This is a genomic window from Bifidobacterium cebidarum, assembly GCF_009193305.1.
Lineage (GTDB): Bacteria > Actinomycetota > Actinomycetes > Actinomycetales > Bifidobacteriaceae > Bifidobacterium > Bifidobacterium cebidarum.
This window is the reverse complement of record NZ_WBVS01000003.1, coordinates 301014-320137: the sequence shown is the minus strand read 5'-3', so window position 1 is coordinate 320137 and position 19124 is coordinate 301014. Positions and strand designations below refer to the sequence as shown.

The following is a 19124-nucleotide window of genomic DNA, read 5'->3' as shown; positions in this document are numbered from 1 at the left end:
CTGCTCGCGCTGAACACCGTTCGTGTGAGCTAGGGAACAAGTGTGCATAGAATGGAACCCATGAGTGAAAAGCACGCCGCAAAGCGAACCATCAACAAACTTGCCCTGATCGTCACCACATTCAAGCGCCAGCAGCTGCTTGAAGTGCTGTTCGATTCGATTCTCGCGCTGGAACAGGCACCTTGGCGCATCATCATCGTCGACAACGAGCACTCCGACAAGACCGCCGACATGGTTCGTGAATTCTCCGCGAAGGTGACCGGCCAGTGGGGGACTACCGTGGCGGATCTCTCCGGCAACGAGGGGCGCGTGGTGTATGCCCCGCAAACCGAGAATCTCGGTGGCGCGGGTGGTTTCTCCGCAGGCGTGAAGAAGGCCTACGAGCTTGGTGCCGAATGGTTCTGGGTGATGGACGACGATGTGGCTGTGCTGCCGGACGCCATTGACAAGCTCGCCAAGTGGACCGGTAAGCATGAGGTCATTCAGGGATCCCGCTATGACTACGATGGCGGCCCGTTCTACTGGCAGTACGATTTCAATGTGCCGCTGGGCATCCCGAACCCCATCGCTCCGGCCGCGTTCGGCCCGGCCGGCTACCGTGTGATGGACACGCTATGCTTCGAGGGCGGCCTGTTCAACCGCCGTGTGGTCAAGGCCATCGGTCTGCCGGATCCACGCTTCTTCATCTACTGGGATGACACGATCTACGGCTACCGTGCCAGCAAGGTCACGAATCCGATTGTGGTGCCGGATGTGATTCTGCGCCGCACCCGCGAAATCGGCAATTGGGACATCGCCGGTGTGCGCCAGCTCAACTCCACCTCCGACATGAACCGTTACCACATCATGCGCAACCGTGGCTACATGGCCCGTTACTTTATGGTGCATGGCGACTTCCACCCGCTGATCTTCGGTCTGGGCACCGTGCTGACCGCGATCAAGGAAGTGATTCGCCTCGTGATGGTGGATCGCGAACATGTGAAAACAGGTTTGTCCAAGATCGCCCAAGGCTGGTGGGATTCACGCAAGCTCATGCACGATCCCGACTGGAAGCCGATGCCTCCGCTGGAGTAAATAGGAAAAAGCTCTCTCATCAGAGGGAGCTTTTTTTATCACTGGTGAATGAACAGGCCTCCGTCGCCCCAGGCCCATTGGCCCTGACCGGCACCGATCTGGAAGTGCAGCTTGGCGATACCCAAATCGTTCAACGCGTGATGTTCGTCGCCTGCGGTCGTGTCGATATGCGCGGCCGCGGTATCATCATCTGGATTATAGGAGAATGTGATCGGCTGGCGGTTCATCGCGCTCGGTGCCTTCATCGCGGCTTCGACACCGGCCCTGAACCAGTCCGGAGCCTGTGCACGAGCCTCGTCGCCCATCGTGACGGTGAACTGTTCATAGGTCTTGCAGGAACGGTGCGTGCGCTGACGCTCGCACAGCTCGTCGTAGGTCATCGACTGGTAAGCCAGATGATTTTTCGGATGACCGATCACCACGCCCAGCAATAGTTCCTCGTTGCCGGCGATGCGGCAATGCTTGGCGGCCTCGGTCTTGTTCCAAGAGCCGGCCACCCACAGGGTGGCCAGGCCGCGGAGGGTCGCGGTAAGCACCACACGTTCGGCATAAAAGCCGGCGCGTTCCCTGGCCTGCTCGTCACCCTTAGGGACCACCAGAGCCAGATAGTTCGCGGCGCCGGTCAAATGACCGGAGGCGTTCGCCTCCTCGAACACTTTGGGCTGGTTCAACACCAGCTGCAGGTTCAGATTGCCGAGCAGGTTGACCGGCTGCAATGCCATTTCAAGCTGACGTGCCGCATCGTCATCGATTGGCTCGTCATCATAGGCGCGCACCGCGGTACGAATATTAATCGCATCAATAAGTTGATTATGTTCTGCCATGCCTCTTATTATTACCCGTTCCCCGTCGGCGCAGCATGCGCAACGCCGGACTTTTCGAGTGTGTCGTCGAAACATCGACTACGTAGCCGATGCACACGATTGCAACGCGTGGCCGCAATCTTTGGAATGTGCTTTGCGCGGCGTTACACTTAGGGCAAAGTGATTCCTCGTCCCAAACGAAAGGAAGGTCAACGATGATTGAAACTGCACAGGCTTTTGGCGTTGACATTGGCGGTTCCGGCATCAAGGCGGCACCGGTTGATCTGGAGAAGGGCGATTTCGCCGAGCCCCGTCTCAAGATCCTGACCCCGGAGGTTTCCACGCCTCAGGCTGTGGCTGCCATCGTTAAGCAGCAGCTCGATCACTTCGAGGTTCCCGAATCCGCTCCGGTGGGCATCGCATTCCCGGCTCCGATCAAGCCCGGGCAGAAGCTGGACTTCATGGCCAACCTCGACCAGTCCTGGATTGGCGTGGACGTCACTGAAGTGTTCTCCGAAGCATGCGGCCGCCCGGTCGTTGTGGTGAACGACGCCGATGCTGCAGGCCTTGCCGAAGTGCAGTACGGCGCCGCCAAGGGCCAGGAGGGTCTGGTCATCGCTACCACACTGGGCACCGGCATCGGCACCGCTCTGATCTACAACGGCCAGTTGATTCCGAACACGGAACTGGGGCATATCATTCTGAGCGCCAAGCATTTGGATGCCGAGAAATATGCTTCCTCCGCCGTGCGCGAGAACGAGGACCTGGGCTACAAGAAGTGGGCCAAGCGACTGACCAAGTACTACGGCCTTATGGAGAAGTACTTCAATCCGGATCTGTTCACCGTGGGCGGTGGCGTGAGCCGTGTGAGCGAGAAGTTCCTGCCGTACGTGGATATCAAGACGCCGATTGTGCCCGCCAAGCTGCGCAACCAGGCCGGTATCGTAGGCGCCGCCTACTACGCCAGCACCAAGCAGCAGTGATATAGGCGATAATAGTATCGCTTTCAGGCTCTCCTCTGCGAGGAGGGCCTTTTTGTTGTGCCGATGAATTGCATTGAAGCAAGTCGGGGAAAAGGGTGGGGCAGGTTCTAATGTGGGAGCCTATGACCGTGCATTTCTCCTCTCGAGTGGATATCAGCGCCCCGAACCCGATTGCCGCCGCGGAAGCCCAAGCCAAGGTGCGGGGCATAACGCTTGGCAAGCTCAATGATTCCAATCCCACGCGTCACGGTCTGGCTCCTGCATTGGTGCCGAACGTGTATACGGCCGATCCACGCGGCCCCCGAGCGGCGCGGGAGACCTTGGCGGCATTCCTTTCGGACGGGGGAGCGCTGCCGGTGCATGAGGATGACCTATACATACTCAGCTCCACCTCCGAAGCGTATTCATGGCTGATCAAACTCCTGTGCGACCCCGGTGACGCGGTGCTGGCGCCAAAGCCCGGCTACCCGCTGATCGAATCCATCGCACGGCTCGAGGGCGTGGAAACCGTGGAATACCAGCTGCAATTCGACGGCTCTTGGTTCATCGACGTCTCCGGCCTCGAGGAGATCCTTGGCTCGCCGAATGGCGCGGATATTCGCGCATTGGTGCTGATCAATCCCAACAATCCATCAGGTTCGTATGTGAAGCCCGATGAGCGCAAAGCCATAGTGAATCTGTGCCGCGAACACGGTATTGCGTTGATTGCCGACGAAGTGTTCTATGACTATGGTCTGGAGCCGTTCTCCGGCAACGCACGACTTGCCGGAGAACCGGAGGTATTGACGTTCGCGCTCGATGGTTTTTCCAAAATGCTGGCCGCGCCGCATGCCAAAGTCGGTTGGATTCAGGTCTCCGGACCTGCTGATGATGTGGCTGAGGCCAAGCGCCGACTTGATGTCATTGCCGACGACTACCTGCCGATGAGCGACATCATCGCCGAGAAGATTCCCGCGCTGCTTGAGGTCGCTCCCGCGCAAACCGCGAAAGTGCAGGAGCGGGTGCGCGGCAATCTAGATCGGCTTCATGCGATGCTCGACGCCGACCCTCAGGGTCTGGTAAGCGTATTGCGCGCCGAAGGCGGATGGAACGTATTGCTGCGCGTGCCTTCGGTGATTGATGAAAATGAGCTGGTATTAGGTCTGATTGGACATCATGGGCTCAGCGGCCAGCCCGGATACTTCTTCGATATGACGTCTAATGGCTATTTGGCCATTTCCCTGCTGCCGGAACCGGAGGAATTTGAGCGCAATGTGCGTGCGGTCTTAGAGGAAGTGGCTGCTCTCCTTGCAGGCTAGGCCTACAATAGGCGGCATGGGATTCTTCTTCAAGTCCAAAGAACTGCCACGCCCGCAATCGCTGACCTTCCGCCTCGAGCAGGCCGGGCACACCTATGATGACGGTCAATTGGGCCTCGCGCCTACCGCATTGACCATCAGCGAGAAGCGTGTGGCAGTTATCGGGCTGAACGGCGCCGGCAAATCCACCCTTCTGGGATTGCTGGATGGCACGTTGAAAGCCACCGCAGGGGCGGTCCGTGTCGAAGGCGGAGAAGAGCGACTCGACCCCAGTATCAAGAAGGACGCCAAGCGCATCAACGACTTGGTAGGCATCGTGCGCCGTGAGGAGATTCCGAACTCGTTCTATCGTGCGGAGAACATCTCCGAAGCCGTTTCCGAAGCGCTGAAAAAGCATAAGATCCCCGAGGGGGAGCGTCAGGCCCGTATCGGCAACCTGTTCGCGCATTTCGATCTGGCGCAGGTCTCGCGCGCGAAGGCCAGTGAGCTTGATTCGCTCAAACGCCATCTGCTGGCCATTGCCGCGGCGTTAAGCTTCGAACCGAGCGCAATCGTCGCCGATGAGCCCAGCAAAGGTTTGGATGAAATCGGCACCGCACATGTGGCCAAAGCGCTGTTCAGCTATGACAAGCAGGTGATTTTCGCCACGCATGACACGGACATGATTCGCCGGCCCGAATATGCAATCGACCGTGCGCTCGTATTGGATGAGCACACGGTTGTGTTCGATGGCACTCCTCAGGATGCCGTGGCGTTCTATGAGGATTTGATTCGTCGCAGGTACGAGGCTGCGAAAGCCTGATACCTACGCGAAGTAGAAGCCGCGGAAACCGTACTGGTAGACGCGGTAGATGTACGCGGTGGAGAGGTTCATCGTGTATTGGGCCTTCAGATCGCCGTTATCGTCATACACGCCAAACACGCCCTGCATGCCGGTATCCACCAGATTGAGATCATCGGAAAGCTCCTGCGCTGAGGAGACGTACGGGGAGTATGGCACGTCGAAGGACTGCACCTCGGTGTAGGTGCCCGCTGTTTCGTCGACCAGATACTTGCGGAACTGGGAGTTCGAGTTCTTATCCTTGGACGATTGGGCGGTGGAGATGCCGTCGATCACCGTCCAATCGAAGTCCGGGCGGGTCATGGCATAGCCAAAGTTGTTGTCGAACAGATAGACGTAATACTGGCCGGCCGGCAACGTGGAATCATACTGCACGGTGATGGAATGCTGGCCGCCGGTATCGCCGAAGTCGCCCACCTTGGTCAGGAAGGAATCCTGTTCATCGGTGCCGTCCCACACCGTGGGCTCGCCGATCATGTAATCCAGTTTCGGCGTCCCCTCGATGTCGTTGATTTTGATCATCGTGGAGGTTTCACGCGCGGAAAGCAGCGCGGAGCCATCATCCATCAGCTGAATCGTGTTGAAGTGAATCCAGTCCCAACGGTTTTTGGCGGTCGGATCTGATTCGTCGATGCCGGAATGGTCGGTGGAGGACTTGTAGTCGGCGAACAGCTCGCCGAAATCAACCAAGAGGCTCACCTTGCCGGTGCTGGTGTCGACCTTGATCACCTGATCCTGCACCGCATGATCGCTGCGCTTCAGATCGGTCGCCAGGGAGACGATGTTGCCGTCGGAATCCAGCGCATAGTCGTGGTGAAGAATAAAGCGATCACCCAGATCGATGTTCTTCACAATCTTGCCGAGACGGTTCATCGCCACGAAATTCTTGGTGGAGGCGGACAGCCACATCAAGCCATTGTTGTCGAACAGCAGACGATGGGAACGGTAGTAGAGCACCGGTACTTCACCGCGTAGCACGCCGTTCGCGTCGTAGTAGTACATGAAGTCCTGCTCGTTGGAATCATTGCCCAGAATGGCGTAGAGGCCGTTGCCGAGCTCGCCGAGCGTGGTGCTATCCGGTGCTGTGGTCTCTTGAAGCTTGATTTCCTCGCTGCCAAGCAGCTTCGGACCATTCTGAGTGATGGTACGAGTGACGGCGGTGCCGTCAGCGGCGGTGATGGTCAGCGTCACGGTGTTCTTCACTTCAGGGATCAGACCCAGCACCAGGAATTCATGCGTGGTGGAAGCCAGTGAATCCTCGGACACGGTGGAGGCCGCGGAATCCTCATCGGAAGCGCTGGGACTCAGCGTATCGCCGGTGGAGCTTTCCGAAGCGTTGATGGCGGAGCGGATGGCGCTCGCGGCCTCATCACTGGTTACCGCGGTGGCGGTGTAATCCGGGTATCCGTCCGCGGAGACCGTGTAGCTCACGGTAGAGGCCTCATCGGTGGTGAAATACACGTACATGGATGTGGTGTTCGTGCCGTACGGATTCACTTTGGTGTAGATGTCATCTACTGTGCGTTCTTTGCTGTCACGCTCTTCGGCGAGCTGCTCGTCCATCATGGACTGGTAGTCGGTGGTGTAGATGTTCTCCACTTGGGCGTTCAAGCGCTCCACGCGGCGCTGCTTGATTGCTGCGCTTACGTCGTCCTGGTAGAACAGGCACAGGCCCAGTGCGATGGCGATGGTGATGATTGCGGCGGATATTTTGAACACGCGTACGCGCACGGTACTGGACATGGGAATCCTTACGATTAAGCGATAAAGCACACAAAAACTACATCGTGTACATTATGACGCGAGACTTGGAGAAGGCTCAGGTAATTCCTGCGCATACGCTGGAGCTTTGCCGAAGCTTGACTCAAAAAACGTAGTTTGTGAGATTGGTGTACGCGGATGCAGGACCATCACAGGGGGCACTGCAGTACTTACAGCAGTGAGAACCAAGACTGCACGTTGTACCAGAGCGCAGGATCGTTGGTGATCATCGCATCATCCCTAGCCAATACGAAGCAGCTCAGCACGGCGATGGCCAATGCCCACAGCACCAGCAGCAGTACGGTCCATCGCATCAGCCAACGCCATGGGGTCACATGGGTGATGCCATCACCCGAAGCGGCGTCGTTCGCACCGGCCAGCGAGGTGCTCGGTTCGCGGCCGTTAATCAGCCACAAGGTGCCGGGAACCGCAGCGAGTGCGACCAGCCAGCCGAAGTCGGCCATGTAACGCCATCCCAAGCCGCCGACGGCGCTGTCGAATACGATAAGCCCTGCGCCGAGCGCCAGACAGCTCAAAAGCCACGGACGCATGCCGTGCATTTCAAGGCTGCTGAGATACGGCAGCACCAAGGCCATGAGCATCAATGGGGTTGCCGTGAACAATGCGCCGACCATCACCTCGTAATATCCCCAAACCGGCATGGGGGCCGGGGAAATGGCCAACCATGGGAATTGCCGGGTGAATCGCAACGGCAGGAACAGGTAATACCAAACCGTTGACGGCATATCCACTACGGGAGTGGTGTAGCGGGTCATGTCCGAGACGGTGAATTGGTAGGCGTTGCCGAAATTGAATAGGGAGCCAAACCGGACCTTGTTCCACAACATCAATGGAGTCACCACCACGATGGCGGGAATAATCATGGCTGCGGGAGCTCGCAGCGCCTTCATCAGGGGAATCCTATGCTGCCTGAGGTCGCTGATCATCGCGCGAATCTGCGGCCAGAACAGGGGGAACGCCAACAAAGCTGTAAGCGTGAAAGTGGGGCGGCAGCCGAAGTTCGCGGCGATGCACAAGGCGCCGGCGGCCAGCCGGGGGAGGGAAAGTGGGGCGGCATTGCCGGCATGCCAGCGGTCGGCAGGTAACAGGGGACGAGCCGACGTATCCGCACCCAGCCAGAACCAGAGGCCGAGTGAAGTAAGCGCCAACGATGCGGCGAACGGCACCTGATAGAAGTTCGTGCGGTATACCAAATATCCGACTTGCGCGCCCAATAGACCTGAGGTCGTGACCAGCGAGGCGGCGGCCAACGATGTTTTCGGCATGACGCGGTGAATGATGCGCAACAGCAGCATCGAGAAGAAGATGATGAACAGCAGCATCAGGAACTGTTCCGCGGCACCCGTGGGAAGCGCGCGGCCGGTCGCCAGACGATAGGGGACGAAGAGCAGGGCCGCCGGCAGCACCCCGAAATAGGAGTACCAGTGGCCGTTATGGAACGCGTAATCCCAATAGATGGGGTTCACGCCCTCGCTGAGCAGTTTCAATCGTGTGGGCACGTCATAGGGGTTGGAGATTTGTGCCAACTGGTCGGGCACTGGCAGATCCAGCCAGGGGCGGCCGGCGATGAGGGAATCGGCGACATGCGCATACTGATCGAAGTCATAGGTGTAATTGCCGGCCGTGTGGAACGCCAGGGGGGTGGAATACAGCAATTGCCAGATGATCGACCACCCGAGCGCCACGGTGGGAATCGCCATAATGGCGGCGAACGCAAGGCGTTGCCTGAGACTTGCGGGGTTAAGCGTAATATGCCACAGCGAGGAGCCCGGTCTCCAAAGCGCGATCAGTGTGAGTAGCAGGACCATGACCGCCACGCGGGCCCAGTTGAATGCGAACGGCACCTTGACATTGGCGCGGGCGTCGCTGATCGGCACTACCGCGTTGCGCTCCTCCTGAATCCATACGCGGACAACGCCCGCGCCCGACGCGTTGATGTAGTGGCTGCGAGGCGATGCGATGCCGATGGATTGGGCCTTGCCGCTATAGGTGACTTGCGCGGTTTGGCTGGTGGCATCAGCGCCAGCGGTCGCGGCATTGGCATTGGCTTCAGCGACGGTGCCGGTAATATCCACACGCACATGGACGGTGGCAAGGGGCTTCGGGATTACGGCGTCGCCCTGTGCGCGGGATTGCTCGGTAGCCTGCTCGCGTGCCTTGGCGATGATCGAACTGTCGACGGTATCGATGCGAAGAAAATCGGATGTGCCGTCCGCGGTCAATTCCAGATAGGCGTTGGTCGGATCCGTGACGGTCAGCATACCGTCATCGGTGCGTTTCAGACCGCTGCCCAGCGCATTATGCACGGCGTTGCTATCCGTGCTGGCGCCGAGCGTGCGCCAGAACGGCATATTGAACGCCACGCATTCCACCGCCGTGATTATCGCCAGCGCGGCCAAGGCCACGGCAAGCAGCCTACGAATCCGCTTGATCATACGGAAAGGCCCGGTGTGATGCGCTGCCGGCTCGGCTGCGGGAGAGAGGTCTATGGAATGCACGCCATTATTCTATAAGCTTTATGCCGAGCTGTATGTCTGGCAAACAGTAGACAATGTGAATCATGCCAAATCGTATGTCGTTTCCCAAGAAGCAGCCTCACACGTCGTTACTGGGTGGGCTCAAGGATTCGATGAACGCGCTCGCATCCGATCTGGGGTTCGTCAAACCGAGGAAGGCTGAGACCAATCCGTTCGGAGATGCGTTGCGTGAAAACAGTGAGCGCAAGGGCGGTGTGATCGACGAGCTGATTCGTCGGGCGGTGCCGATCAGCCCGGTGGTGAAGCGTCACACATTCCCCGCCCTGGAGAACGTGCCGGAAGGCTTGGTGCTTGGATGGGCGCAATTGCCATCCACCCGTGGGCGTGGATTCTCGTTGGGCGTGTTCCCGGATCGCGATCATTTTGCCCAAGTGGCGTTCGCGGACTCGCATGGCCGTGTGTTTGTGGGGGCCGACCCGGATATGGACGTGCAGGATATGAAGCCGCGGTTCATGTTCGGCAAGGAAAAAGAAGTCACTTTGCCGGATGGCGAGCGTCTGGGGCTGGATGAGCATTCACGTGCCGGGCGGATGCGTTCGCTGGAGCATGCGGTGCGTCGGCGCTCCGGCAAGTCGGTGAACGCCATCGCCGGTGGTGTGGTCGGGCGAGACGATACCGGTCGCATGACGTGGCTTGCCTCCTGGCTGAAGACCGGCAACCGGTACACGTTGGAGCAAATGCGCGCCAATCTGCCTGCCGATATGCGCCACAATCTCGAATATCGCGATGCGATTGCCATTGCGTTCTTCGCCGCGTACATGCTGCCGCAGATCAATGGGCTGCTTATCGGGTTCGGTTCCGGCAACATCTTCCGCCGTCTGAACCGTGAAGCGCCTATCGGCGCGATTCGCCGTTCGGTGAGGGACACGCTGGCCGCACGCGCCCATGGCATGCGGGCGTCCGGCTTGGAGGATCATTTCGCCGATCTGATGCGCGAGGCCGGTGCGATGGATAAGCTGCCTGGACTCGAGGCGGTGCATGGTGCCGAAGCATTGCATCTGTATACTTCCAGCTACTCGAACAGTTATTTCTTCGCATGGGATAAATCCTTGGCGTTCACCCAGGCATTGAAGGCGTTGAAGATCGAGGGCAATCTCAATCGCTTCGCCGCGGTCAGTGCATGGCTGGAACGTAATTCCTCACTGGGGCGCACGCTGACTGAAGACACGGTGACCCGTGCCGAAGCCGCACAGATCGACATGAAGCTGATCGAGAATCCGGCGATCATGGCTCTTGACCCCTATGACGGCGCTGATGAGCATCAGGCGGTGCTGCGCTTGGTCGATATCGCCAAGCGGACGGCCGAGCAGATTCGCGATGATTTCCCCGATCCGCGAAACTCGGACGCCGGTTTCGCGCGCGATGGCGAATCGGACGAGTCGGGCGAGGCCGGCAAACCCAGCGAATGGGTGTATCGACAGACCCTTTCCACACTGCTGCGTCGTCTGCGTCTGCCATACCGTTTCGATGTGGAATTCCGCTCCTGCCTGGAGAACGGGGAGGTGGCGATCGGCTTCACCACCGCAGGAACGTCCATGATGCCGAACAGCCGGTATGACGACACCAGGCACACATGGCGCAACCTTTCGAGCACCGAACGCGCGGCCATGAGCGTGGCCTACAATCTGCGCGTCGGTCTGATGATGGCTGCGATGAGCTTCGGCGCCAGCCCAGCCGTCAGACAAGTCTCGTTGCACATCGACTCCATCGGATTGGAAGAGGCCATCGCCGAACAAGACAGCGCCATCGAACAGATGATGAGCGAGGCGTTGCGTGCGTTCGAGCATCTGCGCAGCGGCGATCTGGGCCGTTCCGGGTCCAAGGCCGACCCCAAGGATGGAGACTTCCACGGCGATCCGACGCGTCCAATCACGCATGAGGAGACATTCAGCCAAAAGTCCTCATCGGGTGCAGGCTCCGGCTCCGGTTCGGCGAATGCGGCAGAATCCGGTAACGACCAGCATGCCGAGGCACAGGAAGACGGCAATGCCTCCGGCGCCGACAACACATCCATCGATGCTCAGTTCGAGGATCTGATGAAGGGCATTGACATCGATGAGATGGCCTTCGGCCTTGGCTCGGATGATGATGGCGACGCGAATCGGAGCGCGGACGATGCCGATATGGACATCAGCAATGCCGATCCGATGAGCGTGCTGCGCAGCAATCCGACCGTGCGCAACATGGTCACGGTCACGCTCACCCGTGATGCCTTCCTCGAGCGGCTGCACACGGACGGGCTCGATCATCCGCAAGCCACCTACCGTATGTTCGGCGCGGTGATGGATGTGGACGGCGAAGGCGGTCTGAAGCCCATCAACGCGGATTTCGATCTCGCCGATTCCCGTTTCTCCCCATTGGGTTCGCAAGAGGAGCCTGAACTGGCGGAGCGTGGGTTCAGCTCGGCTACCGCGCAGATATTGGGTGCCTCCGGTAGCGACGGCCTGGCGATTCAGCGTGTGGATAGGCTGCAGCGCGCGGTCAACGAATTCCACACCATCGCCCACAACGATCAGTTGGATTCCGTGGAAAAGGCACAGCAGGCGATGCATATCATCGGTACCATGTGCGATCCGGAATTGACCGATCTCGCCTCTGAGGTGACCAGCGCGCTGATTGATGGCAAGGATACGCCGGACTTCAAGTTCACGCTTGCCGATGAGCTTGATAAGGAGCGTCTGCGGGCCCGCGATCTGCTGTTCTCCGGACAGGCCGACCAGGCCATCGAGGTGGCTGAATCGGCGGTTGCCCGAATGGATCAGATTTTCGCGGCCGGCCCCGGCGTGCCTCGCTACTTCAACTCCTATGCCGAGCGCGTGGTCTACAACCGCTTGTTCGCCACACATGATGAACATACGTTGCTCATCCCGGACAACCTGTTCTACGCGCATATGGAGTTGGCTGACGTGCTTGGTCAGATCAAAGGCGCCGCGGCCGCCGTGCCGCATTTGAACCGTATGGTCGCCTATGCTCCCGCGTACCCCCTTTCGCATTTGAAGCTGGCCATCCAACTGGCGCGTAACGAGGATTGGGATTCGGCCCGTGCCGCATGCCTGAACGCGTTGCGCGTGGCCTTGGATCGTGATGATGCGGCGTTCGCCTACTATCGTTTCGCATACTGCGAATGGATGCTCGATCATTTCGATACCGCGGTTGCCGCATACATTATGAGCGACCATATTGCGCCTGGTGCCATCGCTTCCCTGGAAGGAGAATTGCAGGAGCTTGTGGCTCGTGCCGACTCGCAATGCATCCATGTGCCGGAATCCGTGGAATCGGCCTCCTATGTGCTGGCGTCGCATGATCTGCCGGTTTGGCCGAATATCGAGGTCGCTGGCATCGTGCGCGATGCCGCCCGCGTCTGCGTGGACGAAGGCATGTTCGTGCCGGCCCGCACGCTGTCGGTGGCCGTGGCACGCATGAACGATGGCGAAGGCGGCGACATCGACGTCATCCAAGCCCAGTATCTGCGTTCCCTGACCACCTGATTGAGGGGAGTGGTCGGCTAGGATAGGCGGTTATGAGCATTGAACAGCTGGCATGGGATTTTGACGATAGTGATACCGGCGATACCGTTGCGGTAAAGCCGAATGAGGGTGCAACCAAGTTCGCGCCGGGTTCCGAGCAATGGATAGCCGCATTGCAGCCAACTGACGACGATGCCGTGCGCATTGACCGGTTGGATGTGAATACGCTGAGCGCAGAGGCTGCCGCTCGTCTGTGGGCGCGTGTGGCCGCCTGGGTGGAGGCCGATCAGATCGCCTATTACATCGACGATTCCCCGGTCAGCTCCGATGCCGCCTATGATGCCCGCATGCGAGTGCTTGAACGGCTTGAGGCGGCATTCCCCTCGCTTGATAACCCGCAGTCGCCCACACACCGCGTCGGCGGTACGTTCTCCAATGACTTCACCTCCGTACGTCACCCCAGTCGCATGATGAGCCTTGATGATGTCTTCTCCATCGAAGAGCTCAAGGACTGGTACGATTCGGTGATTCGCGACCTTGACTGGCCTGAGGGCAAGCCGTTGCCGATGAGCTGCGAGGTGAAAATCGACGGCCTCGCCTTGAACCTGATCTACCGCAATGGCGTATTGGAACAGGGGTTGACCCGAGGGGATGGCGTCACCGGCGAAGACATCACACTGAACGTGCGCACCATCGGTTCCATCCCAGCCAACCTTGGCGGTCCCAAGGAGGATATTCCGGACTTTGTGGAGATTCGCGGTGAAGTGTTCATGCGCTGGGACGATTTCCGCACATTGAACGCCGAGCAGGAGGATGCCGGCCGTACGCCGTTCGCCAATCCGCGCAATGCCGCCGCCGGCTCACTGCGACAAAAGGACCCGCGCATCACCGCCACCAGACGACTGAGTTTCTACGCGCATGGTCTGGGCCAGCTCACTTGGGGCGCCGATCACCCGCGTGGCACGCATGATGTCGTGTCCGACCAGTCGCAGGCCTATGAGCTCTACCGGAAATGGGGCGTGCCGGTTTCCCCGCACAACCGTTCGGTGACTTCATTCCAAGAAATCCTCGACATGATTGACTATTACGGCGAACATCGCGGCGATATCGAGCATGCGCTTGACGGCATCGTGGTCAAAGTCGACGATTTGGCGCTGCAGCATATGCTGGGCGCCACCTCACGCGCGCCGCGTTGGGCCATCGCCTACAAATACCCGCCCGAGGAAGTCAACACCGAACTGCTTGACATCCGCGTGCAGGTGGGCCGTACCGGCCGAGTCACGCCGGTGGCTATATTGAAGCCGGTGTATGTGGCCGGATCCACAGTGGCGCGAACCACATTGCATAACGCGTTCGAAGTCAAGCGCAAAGGTATTCTGATCGGCGACACGGTAGTCGTGCGCAAGGCCGGCGACGTGATTCCCGAACTGGTGGGTCCGGTATTGGAACGGCGTAAGGGCCGCGAAGACCGGTTACGGGAGTTTGTGATGCCTGAATACTGCCCGTCCTGCGGAGCCAAATTGGCCCCGGCCAAGGAAGGTGATAAGGACATCCGCTGCCCGAATGTGGAAAGTTGCCCGGCCCAGCTGACCGAACGCGTGATTTCCCTTGCCTCTCGTAAGGCGTTCGATATCGAGCATTTGGGTGATCAATCGGCACTGGCATTGACGAATCCCGAGGAGAACCGTCCCGGCTCCATAGACACCTATGCGCCGAATATCACGGAGATCATCATCAAGCCCGGTGAGGAACCTGAGCCATATGAGCCGGTTGCGGGATTGGAACTGCCAGCCGAACAGACGCCGGTGCTTTCGAGCGAAGCGGGTCTGTTCGCGCTGAACGCCAACGATTTGAAGGATGTGCGCGTCTGGCGTGAGGCGGCGATCGTCGAAATGCGCGAAACCGTGGATGAGAACGGCAGGAAGAAGCGCACCCGTAAGCGCGTGGGAGGCTCCGGCCTGTGGCATCAGGTGCCGGCGTTTTGGACCGCGCCCACGCCGGCCAAGAAGCTCTCCGCCAAGCAGTTGGCTGCGCGTGGGGGAGGAGCTGTCTCGGATATCACGGTGACCGCCTATCCCGATTACGATGTGCCGGCCGATGCGGTGATCGTACGTGTGGACCACAGGAAGACTCGTGCGGGCGAAACCGATGTGCCGGTGTATATCCGCCCGGGCGAGAACACGCGCAAGATGTTCGATGAGATGGATAAGGCCCGTCATGCCGACCTGTGGCGCGTTCTGGTGGCCCTGTCGATTCGCCGCCTTGGCCCGCCAACCGCACGCCTGATCGCCTCGGCAATGGGCTCGCTGGAGGCCATCGAGTCAGCCAGTGTGGAGGATCTGACGCAAATCGATGGCGTTGGCCCCGAGATCGCCGAATCGGTGGTGAATTGGTTCGCGGCCGCGCGCGAGCCGGGTGACTGGCGTGGTGAGACCTTGCGCGCTTGGACCGCGGCCGGCGTCGGCGTGGCGGCCGCGGAACAAAGCACGTTGCCACAGACGTTGGCTGGCAAAACCGTGGTGGTCACCGGTTCTCTGGAAGGCTATTCACGTGACTCCGCCAAGGAGGCGATTCTCGAACGTGGCGGTAAGGCGGCCGGTTCGGTGAGCAAGAAAACCGATTATGTGGTGGTCGGCGCAAACGCCGGTTCCAAAGCCGCCAAAGCCGAGGAACTCGGCATCCCGATGCTGAATGAAGCCCAATTCGGTGAGCTTCTGGAAACCGGTGCAGTTTGACTGTAGGTTTTTGAACACTGACTGTAGGAATTCCAACGGATTCTGTTCAAAAACCTACAGTCAGTGTTTAATTACCTACAGTCGTTGTTCAAAAACCTACAGTCAATATGGTCAATGTGCGATTTGGACTGATGACCTGACGTGGCGGAACTCCGTATGTCAGTCATTCAACGCGAGCATGAGAATTGGAAACACGATTGCACCTACCAGCATCAATGTGCCCAGCAGCCGTACGTTCCCCGTGTAAAAGTCGGTGGGCTCGCCGCCCTTGACATCAAGGAAATGCTCCAATTTCCAGACGAGGTCAGGCTTCCATAACAGAAACACGCCAATGGCAATGAGTATTGCTTCGCTGAGCAATATTTGCAGGAGAGTGGGCATCATCGCTCCTTTCCGCGGTGAAAGTAATCTCATCATAGCTCTGGCATGCCGGTGAATTGCACGGTACTCTAGTGGGCGGCAATAAGGAGGATTGATGAGCGAAACCCGTGAGATTGAAGCAGCGATCTACAGCCGTTTGAGTCGTGTGATCGACCCGGAACTAGGTCGATCGGTTACCGATCTAGGCATGATTGCCGCCATTAACGCGGTGCCTGCCGCGGATGGCGTCAACGGCGATTACGACGTTACCGTGCACGTGGAACTCACCGTGGAAGGCTGCCCGCTTTCGGAAACCATCACCAATCAGATCAACGGCGCGGTCGCCTCCTATCCGGATGCCAAACTCACCCCGCACATTGAGGTCTCCTCGATGAGCCGGGACAAGCTGGACGACCTGGTGGCCGACCTGAAAGCCGAGCGCAAGCAGAACCCATTCAACAAACCCGGCGTCAAGACCCGTATCTTCGCCATCGCTTCCGGCAAGGGCGGAGTGGGTAAGTCTTCGGTGACGGCAAATCTTGCGGCGACCTTCGCGGCATTGGGTTATGACACCGCTGCCATCGACGCGGATATCTACGGCTTCTCGCTGCCTCGTCTGTTCGGCGTGCATACGCAGCCGACGAACCTCAATGGCATGCTGATGCCGGTTACGGCTTGGGGTGTCAAGCTCATCTCCATCGGTATGTTCGCCGGTGCCGATCGCGCGATTCTCTGGCGCGGGCCGCGTTTGCAGCGCTCTCTGGAGCAGTTCCTCTCCGACGTCTGGTGGGGGCAGCCGGACGTACTGCTGCTTGACTTGGCTCCGGGAACCGGTGACATGGCGATTTCCGTGGCGCAGGCGCTGCCGAATGCGGAACTGGTGGTGATCACGACCCCGCAGCCTTCCGCGTCCGACATCGCCGTGCGTTCCGGCTTGGTTGCCCTGCAGGTGCCGATGAAGGTGCGTGGCGTTGTGGAAAACATGAGCTACTACGAGCACAAGGGTGAGCAGCTGCGCATTTTCGGCGAAGGCGGTGGTCAGCGTGTCAGCGAGCAGTTGACCGACGCACTTGGCTATGATGTGCCGCTGATGGCTCAACTGCCATTGGAACCTGAAGTTCGCGAAACCGGCGAGGCGGGCCGTCCGGCCGTGCTGGATGCCGACGGCGCATTGCGTACCGACGGCATCAGCAAGACGTTCCGGTCCTTGGCTGAGCAATTAATGGCGTAACCGATACCACACCCCGCAGCGAATGGTTCTCAATAAGAACCGTGCGGGGAAAGTGCACATTACCGCACAATCGGACAGGGTCGGAATCGGCTTCATTCCGCCAATCTCAGCCCAATCATGTGCGATTACGCCTGAAGAATCCCCACACGGTTCTTAATGAGAACCATTCGCTGTGGTAAGTTGCCGCACAAACCAGTCATCATGCGAAACGATAATCAATGCTCCAGGGTAGTCGCAAAGTACGCGGGCGAATGCTTTCTTGGAATGCAAATCAAGATGATTTGTAGGCTCATCCATCACAATGAGCTGCGGTTTCCTTACCAGTCCAAGGCATAGCATCAATTTGCGCAACTCTCCAGGAGAGAGCAGTCCGGTCTGATGGAGCTGGTCCGGATTGGCATTGAGCTGTGCATATGCGCTTAATACCATCGACTTATCGCTTGAGGGCATACTTTGTAGCAAGGTCCTCGCTTGATTAGCATCTGCAATTGTTGTATTTTGTTGGATTATCATTGTCGGAACATCTGTGGCAGCATCAATCATCGTACGAATCAATGTTGATTTACCGGCGCCATTCGGTCCTGTGATGACAAAATGATCGCGCGGACCAACACTGATGCGCGGAATAATCAGGCCGACTGGAGATCCTTCCTTCGGGAAAGCCAAATGTATTTGCTCTCCTGTCTGGGTTGCCCTGCATACAGGCTGAGCCAGTAGTTCTTTCCCAGATCGATGTCCGTCAAATGGTATGACTCTTGGCTCAAGACGGATTAATTCTCGTTTGCCGCTAGGCGCAATATCTATCCAGATATTGCCGTTATATCGTTTGGAGGCCGTTGATATAGTCTCGCCGGTCCGCCTTGCTTGGGCGAGACGTCCATTAAGCTGTGCGTATGATTGACTGACTCCAGAATCCAGTCCGGTCATTTTTGCCAGATTCCTACGGTTGCGTGCATCATGATCTTTCGGATTGATGCGCTCGCCATGTCGCTTGGTGTACTCGACCTGCTGCACCTTGGCAAAACGTTGCGATTGCGCGGATTCTAACCGTTTTACTTCCCGGCGGATATCGGAAAGCCGTTCCAAAGCAGCGCGTTCATTGCATTGCTGTTGCTTGATGGCTTGACTGTAATTGCCTTGGTAAGTGATGACTTCGGTGTGATTCTGACCACCAACGTGTCGACGTTCAAACATGACGCATCGCGTGCAAGTCGCATCGATCAATGTCACATCATGCGAGACGACAACGCCAATGCCATGGTATTCGCGCATAGCAGCGATAATGGCACGTTTGGTTGGTGCATCAACATGATTGGTGGGCTCATCCAGAATGAGCGCATCGGGATCCCGTATCAGTGCGCATGCGATTTGCAAACGCTTCTTTTCTCCTCCAGACAATGAGTCGTACCGATAAGGCCAGTCATCTTCAATGCCGAGTCTTTCGCGCAGCCTGATTGCTCCAGGCTGCCAATCGGAGGCGAAGTCTTCTAGGTCGAGAGGCTGATCGGATATATCTTGCGGGCAATAGCTAAAAACGAGATTGCGTGGCGTCACGTGTCCGCTATCAGGGCGGAGTTTGCCTTGCGTAATCGCCATTAAGGTTGATTTGCCTATGCCATTATCACCCAGTACAGCAGTCCAGCCTTGCGGGAAAGTGCAACTGATCTGGGTAAAAAGAGGCTCACTGGATGATGGGTAAGTAAATGTGATATTGCTCAACGAGAGATTGATAGGTTGCATGACACCTTCCTGATGATAAGGCGCTGCCTTGGCATCTACTCTGATGGCGGCGGATACAGATTGATAGCAACACGGCAGCGCGCATCAATGCGCATAATCCTGTTACGGTATCCGCGGCTATCAGATCAGCAATCTAGTATGTCTCCCTTGTGCTGCTTGTAAAGCTATGTCAGCATAGCATACCCCGCAGCGAATGGTTCTCAATAAGAACTGTGCGGGGATTCCTCGGGCGTAATCGCACATGATTGGGTTGGAATTGGCGGAATGGAGCCG

The 19124-nt window shown here is 58.3% G+C and carries 12 protein-coding genes; 7 read left to right on the top strand and 5 right to left on the bottom strand.

Features of this window, described 5'->3' with window-relative positions; genetic code table 11:
• Positions 1–60: 60 nt before the first annotated feature.
• Positions 61–1074 carry a glycosyltransferase family 2 protein gene (locus F7D08_RS04980; RefSeq protein WP_152209562.1) on the top strand — a complete coding sequence of 338 codons (1014 nt, stop codon included), beginning with the start codon at positions 61–63 and terminating at the stop codon, positions 1072–1074.
• A gap of 38 nt (positions 1075–1112) precedes the next feature.
• Here the strand turns inward: F7D08_RS04980 and F7D08_RS04975 are convergent, their stop codons facing one another.
• Positions 1113–1898 (bottom strand): nitroreductase family protein, encoded by a 786-nt coding sequence (locus F7D08_RS04975; RefSeq protein WP_152209561.1) that lies wholly within the window; start codon positions 1896–1898, stop codon positions 1113–1115.
• Between the two features lie 194 nt (positions 1899–2092).
• Here F7D08_RS04975 and ppgK point away from each other — a divergent pair, with 194 nt between their 5' ends.
• The 3 genes from ppgK (at position 2093) to F7D08_RS04960 (ending at position 4960) form a co-directional block, all read left to right on the top strand.
• Complete coding sequence (ppgK, locus tag F7D08_RS04970; RefSeq protein WP_100493662.1) at positions 2093–2860, top strand: polyphosphate--glucose phosphotransferase; 768 nt, start codon at positions 2093–2095, stop codon at positions 2858–2860.
• Between the two features lie 122 nt (positions 2861–2982).
• The gene (locus tag F7D08_RS04965; protein WP_193316194.1) at positions 2983–4158 is read left to right on the top strand and encodes a pyridoxal phosphate-dependent aminotransferase; all 1176 of its coding nucleotides are present in this window, start codon (positions 2983–2985) and stop codon (positions 4156–4158) included.
• A gap of 16 nt (positions 4159–4174) precedes the next feature.
• Complete coding sequence (locus F7D08_RS04960) at positions 4175–4960, top strand: ATP-binding cassette domain-containing protein (RefSeq protein ID WP_152209560.1); 786 nt, start codon at positions 4175–4177, stop codon at positions 4958–4960.
• 3 nt (positions 4961–4963) lie between these two features.
• On the opposite strand, the gene F7D08_RS04955 is transcribed toward F7D08_RS04960, so the two are convergent.
• On the bottom strand, positions 4964–6742 hold the full coding sequence (locus F7D08_RS04955) for an aryl-sulfate sulfotransferase (RefSeq protein ID WP_152209559.1): 1779 nt from the start codon (positions 6740–6742) through the stop codon (positions 4964–4966).
• A gap of 188 nt (positions 6743–6930) precedes the next feature.
• Entirely contained in the window at positions 6931–9216 is a 2286-nt protein-coding gene (locus tag F7D08_RS04950) for a hypothetical protein (protein ID WP_152209590.1), read from the bottom strand.
• 194 nt (positions 9217–9410) lie between these two features.
• On the opposite strand from F7D08_RS04950, the gene F7D08_RS04945 reads away from it, so the two are divergent.
• Together F7D08_RS04945 and ligA are read left to right on the top strand one after the other, a co-directional pair.
• Positions 9411–12806 (top strand): tetratricopeptide repeat protein, encoded by a 3396-nt coding sequence (locus F7D08_RS04945; protein WP_152209589.1) that lies wholly within the window; start codon positions 9411–9413, stop codon positions 12804–12806.
• 32 nt (positions 12807–12838) lie between these two features.
• Positions 12839–15520, top strand: coding sequence for an NAD-dependent DNA ligase LigA (gene ligA / locus F7D08_RS04940; RefSeq protein ID WP_152209558.1), 2682 nt, complete (start codon positions 12839–12841; stop codon positions 15518–15520).
• Positions 15521–15679: 159 nt separating this feature from the next.
• Here the strand turns inward: ligA and F7D08_RS04935 are convergent, their stop codons facing one another.
• Positions 15680–15904, bottom strand: coding sequence for a DUF6199 family natural product biosynthesis protein (locus F7D08_RS04935; protein WP_152209557.1), 225 nt, complete (start codon positions 15902–15904; stop codon positions 15680–15682).
• A 91-nt stretch (positions 15905–15995) separates the two neighbouring features.
• Here F7D08_RS04935 and F7D08_RS04930 point away from each other — a divergent pair, with 91 nt between their 5' ends.
• Positions 15996–17111 (top strand): Mrp/NBP35 family ATP-binding protein, encoded by a 1116-nt coding sequence (locus F7D08_RS04930; RefSeq protein ID WP_152209556.1) that lies wholly within the window; start codon positions 15996–15998, stop codon positions 17109–17111.
• Positions 17112–17264: 153 nt separating this feature from the next.
• On the opposite strand, the gene F7D08_RS04925 is transcribed toward F7D08_RS04930, so the two are convergent.
• The gene (locus tag F7D08_RS04925; protein ID WP_152209555.1) at positions 17265–18851 is read right to left on the bottom strand and encodes an ATP-binding cassette domain-containing protein; all 1587 of its coding nucleotides are present in this window, start codon (positions 18849–18851) and stop codon (positions 17265–17267) included.
• Positions 18852–19124: the final 273 nt, after the last annotated feature.